Origin of the sequence: Bacillus rhizoplanae, assembly GCF_917563915.1 — a bacterium.
Lineage (GTDB): Bacteria > Bacillota > Bacilli > Bacillales > Bacillaceae_G > Bacillus_A > Bacillus_A rhizoplanae.
Genome location: NZ_CAKJTI010000003.1, coordinates 190,289 through 207,110, shown reverse-complemented (window position 1 = coordinate 207,110; position 16,822 = coordinate 190,289). Strand labels below are relative to the sequence as shown.

18 protein-coding genes and 1 other RNA gene are annotated in these 16,822 nt (G+C 36.3%); 3 read left to right on the top strand and 16 right to left on the bottom strand.

Going from position 1 to position 16,822, the window contains the following annotated elements:
• Window positions 1-164: 164 nt before the first annotated feature.
• The 5 genes from rnpB to LRP84_RS04895 all read right to left on the bottom strand — a co-directional run bounded on the left by rnpB (window position 165) and on the right by LRP84_RS04895 (window position 3,067).
• Window positions 165-553, bottom strand: an RNA gene (gene rnpB / locus LRP84_RS04915) — RNase P RNA component class B.
• An 87-nt stretch (window positions 554-640) separates the two neighbouring features.
• Window positions 641-988: a cell division regulator GpsB gene (gpsB, locus tag LRP84_RS04910; protein WP_098309365.1), complete on the bottom strand. Its 348-nt coding sequence runs from the start codon at window positions 986-988 to the stop codon at window positions 641-643.
• Between the two features lie 70 nt (window positions 989-1,058).
• Window positions 1,059-1,613, bottom strand: a complete 555-nt coding sequence (locus LRP84_RS04905; RefSeq protein WP_230574052.1) for an SLOG family protein — start codon at window positions 1,611-1,613, stop codon at window positions 1,059-1,061.
• A gap of 61 nt (window positions 1,614-1,674) precedes the next feature.
• Window positions 1,675-2,175 (bottom strand): spore coat protein, encoded by a 501-nt coding sequence (locus tag LRP84_RS04900; RefSeq protein WP_230574051.1) that lies wholly within the window; start codon window positions 2,173-2,175, stop codon window positions 1,675-1,677.
• A 445-nt stretch (window positions 2,176-2,620) separates the two neighbouring features.
• Window positions 2,621-3,067 carry a YppG family protein gene (locus LRP84_RS04895; RefSeq protein WP_230574050.1) on the bottom strand — a complete coding sequence of 149 codons (447 nt, stop codon included), beginning with the start codon at window positions 3,065-3,067 and terminating at the stop codon, window positions 2,621-2,623.
• 292 nt (window positions 3,068-3,359) lie between these two features.
• Here LRP84_RS04895 and LRP84_RS04890 point away from each other — a divergent pair, with 292 nt between their 5' ends.
• A complete protein-coding gene (locus LRP84_RS04890) occupies window positions 3,360-3,569 on the top strand; it encodes a YppF family protein (protein ID WP_098309369.1) in 210 nt (69 codons plus the stop codon).
• Between the two features lie 106 nt (window positions 3,570-3,675).
• Here the strand turns inward: LRP84_RS04890 and LRP84_RS04885 are convergent, their stop codons facing one another.
• The 3 genes from LRP84_RS04885 to LRP84_RS04875 form a co-directional block, all read right to left on the bottom strand.
• A complete protein-coding gene (locus tag LRP84_RS04885; RefSeq protein ID WP_230574049.1) occupies window positions 3,676-4,026 on the bottom strand; it encodes a YppE family protein in 351 nt (116 codons plus the stop codon).
• A 13-nt stretch (window positions 4,027-4,039) separates the two neighbouring features.
• Window positions 4,040-4,282, bottom strand: coding sequence for a hypothetical protein (locus tag LRP84_RS04880; protein ID WP_230574048.1), 243 nt, complete (start codon window positions 4,280-4,282; stop codon window positions 4,040-4,042).
• A 531-nt stretch (window positions 4,283-4,813) separates the two neighbouring features.
• Window positions 4,814-5,815 (bottom strand): DUF2515 domain-containing protein, encoded by a 1,002-nt coding sequence (locus LRP84_RS04875; protein ID WP_230574047.1) that lies wholly within the window; start codon window positions 5,813-5,815, stop codon window positions 4,814-4,816.
• Window positions 5,816-5,920: 105 nt separating this feature from the next.
• Here LRP84_RS04875 and recU point away from each other — a divergent pair, with 105 nt between their 5' ends.
• Complete coding sequence (gene recU, locus LRP84_RS04870) at window positions 5,921-6,523, top strand: Holliday junction resolvase RecU (protein WP_230574046.1); 603 nt, start codon at window positions 5,921-5,923, stop codon at window positions 6,521-6,523.
• A gap of 65 nt (window positions 6,524-6,588) precedes the next feature.
• The gene (locus tag LRP84_RS04865) at window positions 6,589-9,180 is read left to right on the top strand and encodes a PBP1A family penicillin-binding protein (RefSeq protein WP_230574045.1); all 2,592 of its coding nucleotides are present in this window, start codon (window positions 6,589-6,591) and stop codon (window positions 9,178-9,180) included.
• Window positions 9,181-9,224: 44 nt separating this feature from the next.
• Here LRP84_RS04865 and LRP84_RS04860 read toward each other — a convergent pair whose 3' ends face one another.
• From LRP84_RS04860 to panD, 8 genes are all read right to left on the bottom strand, one after another.
• Window positions 9,225-9,740 carry a YpoC family protein gene (locus LRP84_RS04860; protein WP_230574044.1) on the bottom strand — a complete coding sequence of 172 codons (516 nt, stop codon included), beginning with the start codon at window positions 9,738-9,740 and terminating at the stop codon, window positions 9,225-9,227.
• Window positions 9,737-10,393, bottom strand: a complete 657-nt coding sequence (gene nth / locus LRP84_RS04855) for an endonuclease III (RefSeq protein ID WP_230574043.1) — start codon at window positions 10,391-10,393, stop codon at window positions 9,737-9,739. The genes LRP84_RS04860 and nth overlap by 4 nt, the downstream gene beginning before the upstream one ends.
• A 15-nt stretch (window positions 10,394-10,408) precedes the next feature.
• Window positions 10,409-11,116, bottom strand: coding sequence for a DNA replication protein DnaD (gene dnaD / locus LRP84_RS04850; protein ID WP_098309377.1), 708 nt, complete (start codon window positions 11,114-11,116; stop codon window positions 10,409-10,411).
• Between the two features lie 145 nt (window positions 11,117-11,261).
• Complete coding sequence (locus tag LRP84_RS04845) at window positions 11,262-12,449, bottom strand: pyridoxal phosphate-dependent aminotransferase (protein WP_230574042.1); 1,188 nt, start codon at window positions 12,447-12,449, stop codon at window positions 11,262-11,264.
• A gap of 18 nt (window positions 12,450-12,467) precedes the next feature.
• Complete coding sequence (locus LRP84_RS04840; RefSeq protein ID WP_230574162.1) at window positions 12,468-12,944, bottom strand: cell wall elongation regulator TseB-like domain-containing protein; 477 nt, start codon at window positions 12,942-12,944, stop codon at window positions 12,468-12,470.
• Window positions 12,945-12,951: 7 nt separating this feature from the next.
• The gene (locus tag LRP84_RS04835; protein WP_098309380.1) at window positions 12,952-13,122 is read right to left on the bottom strand and encodes a YpmA family protein; all 171 of its coding nucleotides are present in this window, start codon (window positions 13,120-13,122) and stop codon (window positions 12,952-12,954) included.
• 366 nt (window positions 13,123-13,488) lie between these two features.
• Window positions 13,489-16,278, bottom strand: coding sequence for an ATP-dependent DNA helicase DinG (dinG, locus tag LRP84_RS04830; protein WP_230574041.1), 2,790 nt, complete (start codon window positions 16,276-16,278; stop codon window positions 13,489-13,491).
• A gap of 160 nt (window positions 16,279-16,438) precedes the next feature.
• Window positions 16,439-16,822, bottom strand: a complete 384-nt coding sequence (gene panD, locus LRP84_RS04825; RefSeq protein WP_098309382.1) for an aspartate 1-decarboxylase — start codon at window positions 16,820-16,822, stop codon at window positions 16,439-16,441.

Here is a 16,822-nt window from a genome sequence, read left to right as displayed (position 1 = left end):
TTCTCTGCTAATCAGTTAAAATCATAACATTTTATTTCACTTCAATTGTATTAAATTTGTAAAACTTTCTTTACCATTTTAACTCACATTCCAAAAATTAATACAAATAAAAAGCCCTCCTCTTACAAAGGAGAGCTGAACAAACTCATGATTGGTTCATAACGTTCTGTAAGCCATGTTCTGTACCTTTGTACTGCAAACGGCCCACGCCTCGTACTCCGGTGGCAATCATCTATCTACAGAGCAATTGCATCTGTCTTTTCCCATCGTTCATTTCCTTAGGAAAAGTTCCCCTACCAATATTTGGGTTTCTCGCTCGTGGGGTTTACCTCGTTCCACTCCCATCATTTCTTCTGGGACTTCGTCACTGTGGCACTTTAAAGGTAGTCAAACCATATCCAATGGACTTAGGTTTTTTCCCTGCCGTTAATCCAGCTTTACGCCAGAATACCCTAGCTTATGACTTCGCTAGGCACGAACACTACGACCATCTCAGGTCGTGCGAGCATGGACTTTCCTCTACAACAAAGCGTTGCAGCGATTACCCAAACGTTATGACATGAATTAGTATAGTGGAAACATAAATATTTTGCAACGTTTTTTGCATGTAAATTGCTACAAGTTTATTTAGATGCTTCCATTATTCGTACAATTTACTTCCAAACACAGCTTTTTCCAAATTCGACAGACGTTTTAAAATATCTGTATTCGTATTATTGTAAACTGGTTGCGGAGTAGGAACAGGAGCTGGAGTTGGCGCTGGCTGAGATTGTACTTGTTGTGCCATTGCTTTTTGTTGCTCCAATTCTTGCTTTAAACGTGAATTTTGTTGCTGTAATTGTTCAATTTCTTTATGGAATGCTTCATAATCCTTAATAATCATGTCTAAAAATTTATCTACTTCTTCTTGTTGATAGCCTCGCATTCCCGTTTTAAACTCTTTTTCTAAAATATCTTTCGCTGTTAACTTAATTTTATCAGAAATCATTTAGGTCACCTCAAGTCTTTACCAAAACTTTCATTAAGTAAATTTTTTCAGAAACAGTCCGTTTTGTCAATCATATATCCTTATTCCACTGTTCTTCTTCTATTATATCTTGTAAATCAGAAAAAAGTATAAAATAACATTGATAATTTTGGGCTTCTTCCTTTTTTTTCGCTGCTTCTACGATGTATTTAGGACTTCCTGGTTTCTCTTCATCATACATAGCAAGTAATGCATCACTTTTTTCAATGAAAAATTGATTTTTTAGCCGGAATTGTTCTGGGCTTTCATATTTCCGCTTCGTTATACTATCAACGTGATCTGCTTGTGAGAGAATACATTCATAATACTCCCGATTGTTTTCCTTCCAATTTTCTTCCTGATCTAAAAAAGGGGTAAATACAGCTAATTTCAAATCTGGATATTCCAATTGCAAATCAAATACAACTTCGGCTGTCCATAGTTCTACCCCTAATTGTCCACTAATTATAACCCATTCTAATCCTTCTTCTAACAAAGGAAGCAGCCTTTGATGTATCGCTTTTTTTATGTAAGAAATTCCAGGATGGTCATTTGAAAAAATCCCTAATTCAAATGGCTTATATCCTGTAACAGCTACAACTTTCATATGAAACGCCCCTTCTCTTTTCAAAAAAAGAACTAGCAATTTGCTAGTTCTAGCATAACACTTACTTTTTAAACATGCCACCAACATTTGGGCTTGGTGGTAACATTGCTGGACTTACACTTGGGCCAACATTTGGGCCTGGTGGTAACATTGCTGGACTTACACTTGGGCCAACATTTGGGCCAAGTGGCGATACTTGAGGACCACCTGGGCCAAACCCACCAAATCCACCAACATACACTGGATCAGCAGGGGATATAACATTTGCAGCAGAGTGTGTTTGTGGGAAATAATGCTGAGATTGCACTACCTGATGATGAACGTGTTTTATATGTGTTGGGTGAATATGAGGGACCACCGTTTTTGAGCATGTGTGTGTTACACAACATTTTGTCGGATGCACAATAGGAGGTGTTGTTGTAATTGGTGCCACTGCTCCCCCGAAAGGTGCTGCTCCCCCGAAAGGTGCCACTGCTCCTCCGAAAGGTGCTGCTCCCCCGAAAGGTGCCACTGCTCCCCCGAAAGGTGCTGCTCCCCCGAAGCAAGGATGACAAGGATACATAGTTTTCTCTCCTCTCACAGTTTGAAAATGAGCTTACACTTTACAATATGAGAAAAGAGTAAAAGCCGTTTGTTACAAACACCTATTTCTATATCGGAAATTTGTCTATAAAAAATGTTTAAAGTTTGTAAAAATAAAAACAGTTAATGTAATCATGACAAAAAACAAAAGTAAAATAACCTTTTTCACATTCGTCCTCTCCATACATCATATTTTAACGCTACTGTCATTGTAAAATGGATAGGAGGTCCGAACAACTATTTTTTATGACATTTCACATGCAAAATTTGGTTTTTTACTAGATTACACATATCATCTGTATTTTAGGAAATCCTTCTTCAATCCTTTACACATATTGCCCTATATAAAAGATAAAAAAACTACCCTTATGAGCCCGATTCGTTCAACTAACCTTTCATGGGAAAAACACCCATGAAAGGAAGTTTCACTTTATAAAAAAGCCCCCTACTTGTTTGACAATACCGGTAATTTGATTCATTGCATTCATCATTTGACCTGCAGTACCCATCATTTTATTAATGTCATAATTTCCATCAGCTGTTTTAAACTGCGATACAAAACTAGAAAATTGACTTGGCTGTTGCTGTTGCTTTGTATAATTTTGTTTATTCATCATCGGATATGGCGTATGTGGATGAAAAGAAGATTGAATAGGTTGTTTCGGTGGATAAAACATTGGTTGATTCATTGGTTGATTCATTGGTTGATTCATTGGCTGATTCATTGGCTGATTCATTGGCTGATTCATTGGCGGAAGTTGAAAAGGTTGAAAATAATTTGTTTGATTCATGTAGTAAGGCATAAAAGGATACATATTATAACGTAAGTATGGATCTTGTTCAATCTGATACATGCTGGAATGTTGAAACATACATTCTCCCCCCTCTAACAGTTTTCTATATAGTTAGAATATGAAATCGTAAAAAAATTGTGTAATCATCCTATAAGTTGAAAATTCCAGCGTTGACTAACTCTCTCACTAGCCAGTACTAGTCGATTCCCCTTTTTCCAAATCATTACCATGAAAGGTAAAAGACAACCGATAGTTGATAAAGTAATACAAATTATACCTTATGCAAAATTTAAATTTTCAAAAAAATAAAAAAGTAAGCGTTTGTATGCTACCATTATATAGAAAAGATTCTTATGGGGGAGGAATCAGCATGGTATTAGGGGATTTAAAACAAGATTTTTTCGAAAAAAAGGGATATGAACCTGAGGATTTGAATGAGTTACTTGATTTTGCAAGACATTCTTATCTACAAGGAAAAATTTGCTTATCACAGTATAGAAGTGTAACACGTGAACTAGAAACAATTGGAGCTACAAAACCAGCTTACGAAACAGAAAAAAATATCGTGACAGAAGTATAAAGGGAAACTTCCATCAGTGGGGATTTTCTTCACCCCCACTGATGGTTAGTTGAACCAATCCCGCCGTTAATGCGGGATAAAAATAAGAGGGGATTCTCCCCTCTTATCACTTACATTGTTCTAAAATATTTTGTAATGTATAATGAATTGCCTGGTGTGTTTCATAAAAACGCTTCCCATTCATTTTCTGTGCAAAACACTGTAAAGAATTGCTTTGTAAATTTGTACATACTTGTTCAATTTGCTGTACATGTATATATTTAGGCTTTGCTCGATACAACCACTCAAGCGCAAGTTGTTTCCATTCTTCTAATCCTTTATCTACTAAAGACACGAATGGCTTTATATCATGATAGAAGTCAAACTCAAGTTCTTCACTTTCTCTTTTTTTTATAATTGTTTCATCGTTATATCCAATTAATTTCTTTGTCATTTCAATCAATGTTACATATTCCACTATTTCCACCTACTTATATACTAACTGCCACTACTTGAAACGTTTGTACCCAATTACCTTTCTCTTCATGCTGCAATAATTTTGCTTCCATATGCTTTATATGCATTTCCATTATCTCTACTTTATTAACTACAAATTCCCTTTTATCCTTAAGCGCATGATTAACTCTAAGTGACACGTTCATTTCAAGCAAATCAAGAGTATTTAACATCTGATCCATTTTTTTCATTACATCCTCTTTCTGAACCATTTTCATCTTCAACATGCCTCCCTCTTTGCTTTCCTTTTGTCATTAATTCGACAGCTCTTTTTTTGCTCCTGCATGCTTGACAAAACTAGTTTTAATTCGGCAAAGAAAGTGATTTTTTGTATGAAGTTTATGAAAGTGGCAACAATACGAAAGGGAGGTGTTGACAATGGCTAAAAACAAAAATGAAAACAAGAAAAACCAAACTCAAAACAAACAAAATAAACCAGAAACAGGAAATCCAAAATTAGATGGACCAAATTTCCCTGCTACATAAAGTGAAACTTCTTTTCATGGAAACGATTTTCTTCCGTGAAAAGTTAGTTGAACCAATCGGGCTCTTACGGTTGGTTTGATTTCCTTCCCGCTCTTACTTCTTACCAACCGTTTGAGCGGGATAAAGTGAAACTTCTTTTCACGGAAACGGTTTTCTTCCATGAAAAGTTAGTTGAATCAATCGGGCTCTTACAGCTTGTTTAAATTTCTTCCCGCTTTTCATGAAGCGGGATTTTTTTATTATATCATGAATAATGAATTCTGTTAAAAAAGATCATTGAGTGAAGCAAACAAGTGTAATTGCTTCTGCTTGTGTAAAAACCATTCTGTAATATCAATGTCTATTTTCGGTTCTTCAAACAAAAACAATTCCTCTATATCCATTCCTGAATGAAACCAATCTTTCTCAGCATCACGATGATGTGAAATGACAGAAAATACATCGCGAAGCTGAGGAGTATCTTGCTCCTTAAAAGTAAGGAAGTATTGTTCATAATCTAACCTCGCCCCCGTATGAACTGTTTGAGAGGAAAATGTATAAAAAGAATCCTTATAAGTTGGATGAAATAATAACCATGCTAATCGTTTCCCTAGCTCAATTCTCTTTATTAGTGTTTCGAACTGACGTACGGAGAAACCATATAATTTCCCATTTACTGTTGGAAATATCACTGCACTAAAATGAAACAATTCCTGAAATTTGAATAATAATGTTTGGAATACATGCTTTTGATAAAAAGGATGCTCAATTACCGGCTTTTGGATGATATGTTGTTCATTAATAATAAGAGCCGTCATCAGTCGATCCTCTTTTTTTTGATTCCAAAAATAATCCCATTCCACTTCCATAAATATGGAAACAGAAAATATTTGCAACAAATGAAACAGAGGCTTTTCCATTTGTTTACTATATTCATACAATAACAGCTGAGGATATGCATCTAAAAAAATAAGCCAATTTGCACGTTCATATGTAAGAAATAATTGTTTACGTATCTCCTTGGATAAAACTTTTGGATAATATTTTCCTTCTAAATCTGTCATATTCCAGCCTGCATTTCGAGATACCATACTGGCTAAAAATGACCAACGAATTTCTTTATTGCATTCATAGTATTCTTTATAAGCATGCGTGCGCGAAATATTATCAACATTAGCAAGGAGAGTTTGTTGTACAATACGATGCACGAGCTCTTGCTCTTCCTTTGTATAGGAAGCAATCTTCCTTTTTTGTCTTATTTTTTCATATTCGCTTTGTGCAAACATAATGTTTTCACCTCTTCTCTGTATTCAAAAAAATCGCCTATTTTTCATTTTTTTTGATATAATCACCATTGTAAGTGATTCTATGCAAGTTGGAGTGGACAAACCATGACCATTCGTTACCCAAACGGAAAAAAGTATAATGAAACGCAGCAAACTCATACTGTGCCTACAAGAAAACATACTTATAGTAATAGAGGTATGTCACTTGAAGAGGAACTAAACGAAACAAATCAGTACTATTTAACGCACAATATTGCTTGCGTCCATAAAAAGCCCACCCCTCTTCAAATTGTAAAAGTCGATTATCCGAAGCGAAGTGCTGCTGTGATTAAAGAAGCGTACTTTAAGCAACCTTCTACAACCGATTACAACGGTGTATACAAAGGTAAATACATTGACTTTGAAGCGAAAGAAACTAAAAATAAAACAAGCTTTCCACTACAAAACTTCCACCTTCACCAAATTAAACATATGAAGCAAGTATTAGCTCATAGTGGTATTGCATTTGTTATTATTAAATTTACGCTTTACGATGAATTTTATTTACTAGAAGCAAAACATATCATTACATTTTGGAATCGACAAGAAACTGGTGGACGTAAATCGATTACAAAACAAGAAGTGGAAGAGCATGGATACTTATTACCGTGCGGTTATCACCCCCGCATTGATTATATTCATACACTAGACACACTTTATTTTTCGTGATAGAGTCAACAATAAGGCTCATTTTTCGACTTTTGGGGAGGAAATGAAAGGTAGGAGAAAGTATAATGTCAGAAAATTATCGTTCTCGTGAAGAACGAAAACAAGCGAAAAAACAGAAACAAGAACATCCTAAAAAAGCGAAACCAAAGAAAAAAGGTTCTTTTCTACGTAAATTTCTAATCACTTGCTTATTAGTCGGCATTGTGACACTAGTAGCTGGGGTTTCTGCTTTCTTTATTATGATAAAGGATGCTCCAAAATTAGATAAAGCAAAACTTGAGGTTCCATTATCAACAAAATTTTATGATAAAGACGGCAATTTCATATATGAATATGGTGCTGAAAAGCGAACGAAGGTCACATATGATCAAATTCCAAAAGTAGTAGAAGATGCCTTCCTAGCTACAGAAGATGCACGCTTTTATGAGCATCATGGAATTGATTTTAGGCGTACTGCAAAAGCAATTTTCTTAAATATAACCGGAGACTTCGGTTCTCAAGGTGGTAGTACAATTACACAGCAAGTTGTTAAAAACTATTTCCTAACGATGGAAAAAACAACAAAACGTAAAGTACAAGAATGGTATTTAGCTTACAAGTTAGAGCAGCAATATTCAAAACATGAAATTCTAGAAATGTACTTAAACAAAATTAACTTAGGTAACCGTTCTTACGGTATTGCAACAGCTGCACAGAATTATTATGGAAAAGATTTAAAAGATTTAACATTAAATGAGGCAGCGATGCTTGCAGGATTACCACAGGGTCCTAATATTTATGATCCTACAAAACCAGAAAATGTGAAGGCTGCAACAGAACGACGCGATACAGTATTATATTTAATGAACAGACATGGCTATATTACGAAGAAAGAAATGGAAGATGCGAAAAAAATTCCAGTAACGGAAGGTCTTAAGCCATCTCAAGAAGTCACACAAATGCCTTATCAAGGATTCTTAGATGCCGCTGTAAAAGAAATCGAATCACAAATTAAAGATGTCAACATTGGTTCTGATGGTCTTTCTATTTATACAACATTAGATCCAAAAGCACAGGACTATGCAGATAAAATGATGAACACAGAAGACATTATTAACTACCCGGATGAAAAATTCCAGGGTGCATTCGTATTCATGGATACGAACTCAGGCGAAGTTCGTGCAATCGGTAGCGGACGCGGTGAAAATAAAGCAACATTTAAAGGACATAACATGGCTATTGATTCAGAACGCCAAGTAGGTTCTACAATGAAACCAATTTTCGATTATGGTCCTGCTATTGAATATAAGCAATGGTCAACGTATCATCAAATTGACGATTCGCCGTATAAATATTCCTCAGGTCAAGAGGTTCGAAATTTTGATAACAGCCACAAAGGTCCAATGTCAATGCGTGATGCATTAGCACAGTCCCGTAACGTGCCTGCTGTGAAAACTGCTAAAGAAGTCGGTTTAGATAAAGCACAAACTTTTGCTGAAGGACTTGGTATGAAATTTGGAGAAAATGGTGTATATGAATCAACAGCAATCGGAAGTAACACTTCATCTCCTCTTGACATTGCTGGTGCGTATGCATCATTCGGAAGTGGTGGTGTATATCATAAACCACACTTCGTAACAAAAGTTGTGTATCCTGATGGCAAAGAAGTGAACTTTACACCAAAAGGAAAACGAGTAATGAAAGATTACACAGCATATATGACTACAGATATGCTTCGTAGTGTTGTGGATTCTGGTACTGGTAAAGTAGCAAATATTCCATCGTTAGACGTTGCTGGTAAAACAGGGACAACAAACTATACTGCAAAAGAACTAAGCGATTATGATTTCCCTGCTTCTGGAAGTCCTGATAGTTGGTTTGCAGGCTATACACCACAATATACAATGGCTGTATGGACCGGATATAGTAAAAAGAGCGAAGGATATATTGATAAAAATTCATCAGCTATCGCACAACGTATGTTTAAAGCGATGATGAGTGAATTTGGAACTGATAACTCTCGTTTTGAAATGCCAAGTAGTGTAGAACGCATAAATGATGAGCTTTATGTTAAAGGTGCTAAAAAGGATGTTATTAAAAAGGTGCAAGTAGATGCTCCAAGTGGCTTACAAGCTGCATATGATCAATCTTCTAATAGCATTCAGCTAAAATGGGCTGGTTCATCTGATGATGTATCCTACTCTGTAAGCTACAAAGGCAGTGATGGTTCCAGCGGAAGTCCACAAATAAGTGGTACAAGCGCAACAATTAGCGGCGTACAACCTGGTGCTACCTATACCATTTCTCTCGTTGCGACAAAAGGTAATAGTTCTAGTGCTCCGGTAACAGCGACGGTAGTAGTACCTGGTGATGATGCTAAGAAAAAAGCTGAAGATGATGCTGCTAAGAAAAAGGCTGAAGAAGATGCCGCTAAGAAAGCTGAACAAGATAAACAAAATCAAAACAACGGAAATCCACCAGCAGGTGAAGGAAATACACCACCGGGTGGCGGAAATACAACACCTGGTGGTGGAAATACCGCACCGGGTGGCGGAAATACAACACCAGGTGGCGGAAATACAACACCGGGTGGCGGAAATACAACACCGCCACCGGGTGATGGAAATCATCCGAATCCACCAGCAGAAGGTGGAAATCCAAATAAACCGACTCAATAATAACGATAACAAGCTACACACTAATAAAAAAGAAGCCATCTTCTCTACCGAGAAGATGGCTTCTTTTGCATAATGAGTACTCTTACATATAACTTTTCCAATTCTTCATATAACTGTGTCAGCTGAATAAAAGAATGATAATGATCTGGCTGTTTCATAATAAATAAAAAACGTTCCATAAAGTTAACTGGTTTTTTTTCTAATCTTTCTATTTGTTCATTTATATCCTGTAAACTGACAACATGTATTCCATTCATCCAGTGTAAAATAGATAAAAGATGTCCTGCATATCGTACCATCGGATCTTTTGCTTCTTTTCGGCTTCGGTTTCGAAATAATATAGAAATCTCTTCTTTTTGTTCTTTCCATAAGCTTAATACAGTAGAAATACTCATTTCTATCTCATTCCATGGCTTATATCGCTGCTCGATATCAAAGAGAAAGCACGTCTCTTTTAAAAGCTCTCCAAATGATTTTTCTGCATTGTATTCAATGACAGTCTCTTCTTCAAAGAAAGGACTACACCGAAAATCATTTGGTATTTCAAGTACTTGCTTCATTTCTTCTCCTTCTCTCTCATGCGTTTCTTACCTTCACGACATAGCTCTAACAACCTGCATTCTTCGCACTGAGGACGCTGCGCCTTGCAGTGATAGCGCCCAAAAAAGATCATACGATGATGTGTTACGCCCCACTCTTCCATCGATACTTTCTTCATTAATGTCTTTTCTACTTCTAATACAGAATCTTTCCATTTGCAAAAGGCAAGTCGTTTACTAACGCGCTCTACATGCGTATCAACAGCAATGGCTGGAATACCAAATGCAACGGAGACAACAACGTTTGCTGTTTTTCGTCCTACACCTGGTAACTTCGTTAACTCATCTCTATCTTGCGGCACTTCTCCACCGTATTCATCAATAAGCATACGGCATAGCTTTTGAATATTTTTCGCCTTATTCCGATACAAACCAATAGAACGAATATCCTGCTGCAATTCTTCTAAAGACACGCTTAAATAATCTTCTGGTGTTTTATATTTTTGAAATAGATTTTTTGTTACTTTATTTACAAGAACATCTGTACACTGCGCAGATAGCGCTACCGCAATAACAAGTTCAAATGCGTTGTCATGATTAAGTTCACAATGCGCTTCTGGGTACATTTCTCCCATTACATCAAGGCAATGTCTAATTTGTGTTTTATTTAGCATTTTTTCCTCCTACCATTATTGCTCTAGCCAATTATAAAACGGCACTTTTCCTGTATACTTCGTTTCTTGGCGTGATACTTGCTGATTTCGTTGCTGATTTTCTCTAAATTTCCGTCCTTGGTTCTGTGCTTGATCAACCGTTTTAATTCCGTTCTTCTTCCATTCAAACAATATGCGATCGATATAACGAAAGTTCAATTTTCCACTCATAACAGCTTCGCGAAGAGCAGTTTGAATTAAAAGTGGATCGTGATGATCCTGATCTTGCCACATTGCTAACGTCTCGCACTCAAATGGAGATAATGGTCTGCCAAATTCATGCTCAAACACCGTATATAAATTTATTTGTAATTGTTTTTGTTCTCGCTCTTCCTCTTCAATATTTTCACTCATTAAAAAGTGTAATATCTTTTCCCAAAGAGGCTGTAACGAGTAGCTTTCGCAAATCATTGCTGCGGATTTACGTCCTCCTTCTAGCGCTAAAAAACCTTTTTGAATTAACGCTTGAATAATTTCCATACACTTTGTTTGCGTAATGGTCATCCGCTCTGCAATTTCTCCTGGTGTTGGGAAAGAGTTTCCCGACTCTAAAAATGTATGGACATGCAACAGTACCATGAACTCTACTTCATTTAAACCGAGTTTTTTATAGTGCATCATTAATAATTTTGGAATCGCAATGCTGCCTTGTTCAAACCACTCTAACATGATTTTTTTCTTCATAATCAAACACCTCACTTTCTAGTATAACACACCTCTTCACATTTCTTTTTGACACAATTCGTCAAAAAAACCTCCCTATACGAAAGGGAGGCATCATTTGAACTGTCTAAAATAATTAGCAAAGATAGAAATGAAAGAGCTACGCTTAGCCTTTCATTTTGTTTTTCATAAATGTATTAATACGTTCTAACGCTTTCTCTAATTGTTCAAGTGAAGTTGCGTATGATAAACGAACGTTATTTGGTGCTCCGAATCCTGTTCCTGGAATGAGGGCAACTTTCTCTTCCTCTAATAATGCTTTTGCCCATTCATCAACTGATTCATAACCAGCTAATGCTACTGCTTCTTTCACATTCGGGAACAAATAGAATGCTCCTTGCGGTTTAATGCAAGAGAACCCAGGAATTTGAATTAGTTTCTCATAAACGATATTTAAGCGCTCTTCAAATGCGCTGCGCATCATTTCTACAGGTTGTTGGTCTCCAGCATAAGCAGCAATCGCTCCGTACTGCGCAATTGAAGTAGGGTTTGATGTACTGTGGCTCGCTAAATTCGTCATCGCTTTAATAAGTTCTTTATTACCTGCTGCATAACCAATGCGCCATCCTGTCATTGAGTGCGATTTTGATACACCGTTAATAATAAGAGTCTGTTCTTTTAATTCATTAGAAATCTCAGCAATTGATGTATACTCTGCATCGCCATAAATTAATTTCTCATAAATTTCATCAGAAACAATTAAAATGTTATGCTCTAAGCATACTTGCCCAAGCTGCTGCAACTCTTCTTTGCTATAAATCATCCCTGTTGGGTTGCTAGGTGAGTTAATAATTACGGCTTTCGTTCTCTCTGTAATCACTTCACGCAATTGCTCCGGTGTGATTTTGTAATTATTTTCTTCTAATCCATCTACATATACTGGTTCACCACCTGCAAGCTTTACTTGCTCTGGATAACTTACCCAATACGGAGTTGGAATAATAACTTCATCACCTTCATCAAGTAATACTTGAAACAGCGTATATAAAGCATGCTTTGCACCGTTACACACAATAATTTGAGATGGTTCATAAGATATACCTTGGTCACGCTCAAACTTTTTGATAATTTCTTGTTTCAGCGTAGCTAATCCACCTGTTGGTGTATATTTCGTATGACCTTCTAACATCGCTTTATGAGCAGCATCCATAATATGCTCTGGCGTATTAAAGTCAGGCTCTCCTGCTCCTAATGCAATTACATCATGTCCCTCTGCTTTTAATGCTTGTGCTTTTGCTGTAATTTCTAACGTTGTAGACGGTGTTAGAGCAGCTACTCTCTTTGCTAATTTCATCCCGAGTTCCCCCTGCACTTATTTTTCAATGCTATATCGTTTTAAAAACTTACCATCTTCGAATGCAAGATAATAGTAAGTGTAACGATTTTCATCATCAATATATGTAACTTCCCATAATGGAACATTGTTTTCAGCGCCTAATTTTGCTTTCACAAATTGCTTTGGCTTTCGCTCTTTAGCAACAATTTGCAACGCCTCTTTTTCAGAAATACCTTCGCTTGCTTTTCGCACTAGAATATCTCCTTTTTTCTCAGGCACCCAAACGATATATTGTTCTCCTTTTTCATTCACACCTTGTACAACTTCATATGGAGCTTGACCGTTATAATAATCGACTTTTGTTACTTCTGTAAGTTTTGCTTTTTCTTTTGCAATCTCAACTGTTTTCGATTCTTTCGGAACTTTTTTCTCCATCGTTGTATTATAAATGTGTACCCCATATAAAACGACAGCAACGATTACAATAAAAATTGTCAAAATCCACTTTTTCATTGTATCACTACGTTCTGTAAATCGTAAATATTGCTGTCTCTTTTTCTTTTTCATCTAATGCTAATCCGAACATCAGATCTTTTTCTTTTAATGTTCGATTTAAACTATCAACAATCTTGTATAAATCAGACGTGTATCCAAGACGCGTCGTTGATAGTACTTCAATTTTTTTCTCCATAAAAACTCCTCCGTTACACAAAATTTCTAATTATAGAAGAACGCATTGCGGTTACAATAAGAGTACATTCTTTATAAACCCTGCTTCATCACCCATCTATTATAGCAGGACATGTTCTTCAAAAAAAGGTTTGAAGTCGAAAACCATCGTATTTCTATACTTAATGTAAGAAAAAATAAAATTTCCTCCTACCCACAGGTAACGCCTGAAGCAAATTTGCTTTAGGCGTTAATTTTTATCATGCTATTGGCAAGCTGTAGGACCCCGCCTCAACATTCCGAGAAATCAAAGAAAATAGATGAAAGATAACTGCTAATCCATGAGTGAGGGATGGAGAACCCCTTCACTCATAGGAGCTTCACCTTATTATTCCATTTTTTCTATTAAATCATCTAACGGTCCTTCGTACAATGGAATACTCGGAATAGATTGAACAAATCGTTTCCCGTAAAACGATGAGGTGAGACGACGATCTAACACAAATACTGTTCCTGTATCCGTCGTTGTACGAATAAGACGTCCAAAACCTTGTTTAAAACGAAGAATTGCTTGTGGCAAAGCAATCTTTGTAAATGAATCTTCTCCTTTTTCTTTTAGCCGTTCACTTTTCGCTTGCATCATTGGCTGATGCGGTGATGTAAACGGGAGACGAACAATTACAAGACAGCTTAACGCTTCTCCTGGTATGTCAATTCCTTCCCAAAAACTGCTTGTCCCTAATAAAATGGATTTTTCAAACTCCTGAAACTTTCGAATCATTCGGGTACGGCTACGATTATGGACACTTTGTGTTAACAAAAGAAATTCTTCCAGCGCCTCTTCCTTTTTCAATACTTCAAATGTCTGTTTTAACATTTCATATGATGTAAATAAAACAAGCATTCGACCATTTGTAGCTTTAGCAATCTTCATAATATGTTCAGACACTGCTCTTACATACTCTTCTTCACTTACATGTTTTATATGCGGAACATCTGTTGAAACCATTAATTTTACTTGATCTGCATAATGAAATGGTGATGGAATCGTTAATGTATTTGGTGTAAAATCCACTAATCCAAGCTCTTCTTCTATATAATCAAATGTATCATTTACAGTTAAAGTGGCTGAAGTAAAAATAACGCTTCGTTTACGTGTTAAAAATTGATCTGCAAATAAATCGCTTATATCAACTGGCTGTGCATATAGGATAGTCGAATGAATTGTTCCTTTCGTTTCAGCTTCCATCCATGTCACATGACCCGTATCTTCTAAAATAAGTTTCCGTAAAGAATGGGTCATCTTAGAAAGTACCTCTATTAGATGTACAAACTCTCCCGTAATCATATTCATTTCCCATTCATTTTGCTTTTGTAACATCTCGCCTTGTTTTTCTAATAACGTCAGCAATATGCCTAGCTGATGCACAAAACGGTCCGTTAATTCAACAATACTGCGCCAAAGCTTTCCTCTTTCTTTCTTTACATCATAACGGTACATAAGCGGCATATTTCCAGGTGCGTGTTCTTGCTTTGTTTTTTGAAATATAAATGTACGCAGCATTTGGAACAGCTCATCTGCGTCAAACTTAATTTCTTTCAACGTACGACTAATCATTTGAAACGTAGAACGAACAGCAATTTGCGACTGCTTCATCATATCGTACACTTTAGCTAACACATCAGATGTTTCTAACGTACCAAAACGCGATAAAATAAGTTGAAAATACATACAAGAAAATTGCTCTCCTAACGCTCTACTTGCCGTTTCTTCCAGATGATGAGCTTCATCAAAAATAATATGTTCACATGATGCAAGTAATGATTCTTCACTTACGAAATCTTGGAACAATAAGGTATGATTTGTGATTACAACATCAGCAAATAATGCTTTATTTTTTGCACGCTGATAAAAACAGCGGCTAAACCACGCACTTTTCATGCTATTTGGACTATGAGCATCACTACAAATACGCTCCCATAATAACTTTCCTCCAGCTGGAATATTTAGCTCATCTCGATCTCCTGATTCTGTATCAAGAAGCCATACTAAAATTTTCGCTTTCGTTAATGCATCATCGTAATGATTGTCCACTTCGCCCAGTGCATGCTCAAATTTATGTAAACACAAATAATGCTTCCTTCCTTTTAACATCGCTACTTCAAACGGGAACGGAAGTATTTTTTTCAACAATGGAATTTCTTTTGCTAAAATTTGTTGTTGCAACTGCACAGTTTGTGTACTAATGACTACCGGCTGTTCTTTTTCTTTCGCATAAAAAATACTAGGCAGTAAATACGCTAGTGTTTTCCCTGTACCTGTTCCCGCTTCAATTAACGAAAACCTAGAGTCTCTAAGCGCTTCGTAAACTTCATTTATCATCAGCTGCTGTCCTTCTCTTTTTTCAAAAGACGGCATTACTTCAGCTAAGCGCTGCATCGCTTCTGTTAAAAAAGAAGAAAAATCAGCAATATTCTCCTCACCTACTTGCAATGTATAATTGCGTTTGCAAAGAGCAATATTTCGGTGTATATCATATTTTTTCTCGTCATCTGTTCCATGTATCATTTTATTCAAAATACATGAAGACATAATGTCACCAATGTTACTTTGGAACATATCGCTTAATTCATATAACGATTGCAATGTAACGAGTGGTAAACTTTCCATTTTAGAAAGTAATTGTAAAAATATCTCTGCTGTCACCATCGCATCACTATCAGCACGATGAGGCTGATCATGGTCAAAGCCATATCTTTTTGCTAAATCACGCAATTTATAACTATCAGCTGTCGGCAATAAAATATGTGCCAGTTCAACTGTATCAATTTTCGGACATGTTACTTCTGAGAATCCAGCTTGCCGTAATTCTTCTTTCAAAAAATTCCAATCAAAATGAACGTTATGCGCAACGAAGTACGCACCTTGTAATAGTTCAATAATCATCGGCGCTACATCTCGGAACAACGGGGCTTGTCTCACAAGTGTTTCATCAATTCCCGTCAATTCTGTAATAAATGGTGGAATGTCCCGTTCAGGATTTATAAAAGAAGAGAAAATTTCAAGAATTTCTCCATCCTCTACAACAACTGCTGCAATTTGAGTAATTTTATCTTTCCCATCTTTCCAGGCATTCCCTGTCGTTTCTAAATCGACTACGACATAACGCTTACTCATCTATGACACCTCAATTTCTTACCTTTCAAACAACAAAAATTTCTATAGTGTTACTATACCACGTTTTCACTCATCTTAATGGAAAGATACGAAAAATGAAATGATTTTGCTTTCGTACAAGAAAAGCTATCCCTTTCGCAGAGATAGCTTTTCTTATACATTATAAAATTGTGCCTGCTTTTTCCGCTCCAAGCATTTCCACAATTTGATTATTGTCATCTAAAACAGCAATTTTCGGAACATGTGTTAGTACTTTTTCTTCTGAAACTAGCCCGTAGCAAATGATAATAACTTTATCGCCTGGCTGAACGAGTCGAGCAGCTGCGCCGTTTAAACAGATTACCCCTGTGCCGCGTTCTCCTTTTATAACATATGTTTCTAAACGAGCACCGTTATTATTGTTTACAATTTGCACTTTCTCATTTTCAACAATACCAACTGCATCCATTAAATCCTCATCAATTGTAATACTTCCTACATAATTTAAATTTGCTTCCGTTACCGTACCTCGGTGTAACTTCGCTCTCATCATTGTGCGAAACAT

Coding starts and splice junctions, on each gene's coding strand:
- LRP84_RS04890 (WP_098309369.1), top strand. CDS start 3,360: ATGGTATTAGGGGATTTAAAACAAGATTTTTTCGAAAAAAAGGGATAT.
- nth (WP_230574043.1), bottom strand. CDS start 10,393: ATGCTAAATAAAACACAAATTAGACATTGCCTTGATGTAATGGGAGAA.
- panD (WP_098309382.1), bottom strand. CDS start 16,822: ATGTTTCGCACAATGATGAGAGCGAAGTTACACCGAGGTACGGTAACG.
- LRP84_RS04895 (WP_230574050.1), bottom strand. CDS start 3,067: ATGTTTCAACATTCCAGCATGTATCAGATTGAACAAGATCCATACTTA.
- LRP84_RS04900 (WP_230574051.1), bottom strand. CDS start 2,175: ATGTATCCTTGTCATCCTTGCTTCGGGGGAGCAGCACCTTTCGGGGGA.
- recU (WP_230574046.1), top strand. CDS start 5,921: ATGACCATTCGTTACCCAAACGGAAAAAAGTATAATGAAACGCAGCAA.
- dnaD (WP_098309377.1), bottom strand. CDS start 11,116: ATGAAGAAAAAAATCATGTTAGAGTGGTTTGAACAAGGCAGCATTGCG.
- dinG (WP_230574041.1), bottom strand. CDS start 16,278: ATGAGTAAGCGTTATGTCGTAGTCGATTTAGAAACGACAGGGAATGCC.
- LRP84_RS04860 (WP_230574044.1), bottom strand. CDS start 9,740: ATGAAGCAAGTACTTGAAATACCAAATGATTTTCGGTGTAGTCCTTTC.
- LRP84_RS04880 (WP_230574048.1), bottom strand. CDS start 4,282: ATGAAAATGGTTCAGAAAGAGGATGTAATGAAAAAAATGGATCAGATG.
- LRP84_RS04905 (WP_230574052.1), bottom strand. CDS start 1,613: ATGAAAGTTGTAGCTGTTACAGGATATAAGCCATTTGAATTAGGGATT.
- LRP84_RS04865 (WP_230574045.1), top strand. CDS start 6,589: ATGTCAGAAAATTATCGTTCTCGTGAAGAACGAAAACAAGCGAAAAAA.
- gpsB (WP_098309365.1), bottom strand. CDS start 988: ATGATTTCTGATAAAATTAAGTTAACAGCGAAAGATATTTTAGAAAAA.
- LRP84_RS04840 (WP_230574162.1), bottom strand. CDS start 12,944: ATGAAAAAGTGGATTTTGACAATTTTTATTGTAATCGTTGCTGTCGTT.
- LRP84_RS04875 (WP_230574047.1), bottom strand. CDS start 5,815: ATGTTTGCACAAAGCGAATATGAAAAAATAAGACAAAAAAGGAAGATT.
- LRP84_RS04845 (WP_230574042.1), bottom strand. CDS start 12,449: ATGAAATTAGCAAAGAGAGTAGCTGCTCTAACACCGTCTACAACGTTA.
- LRP84_RS04835 (WP_098309380.1), bottom strand. CDS start 13,122: ATGGAGAAAAAAATTGAAGTACTATCAACGACGCGTCTTGGATACACG.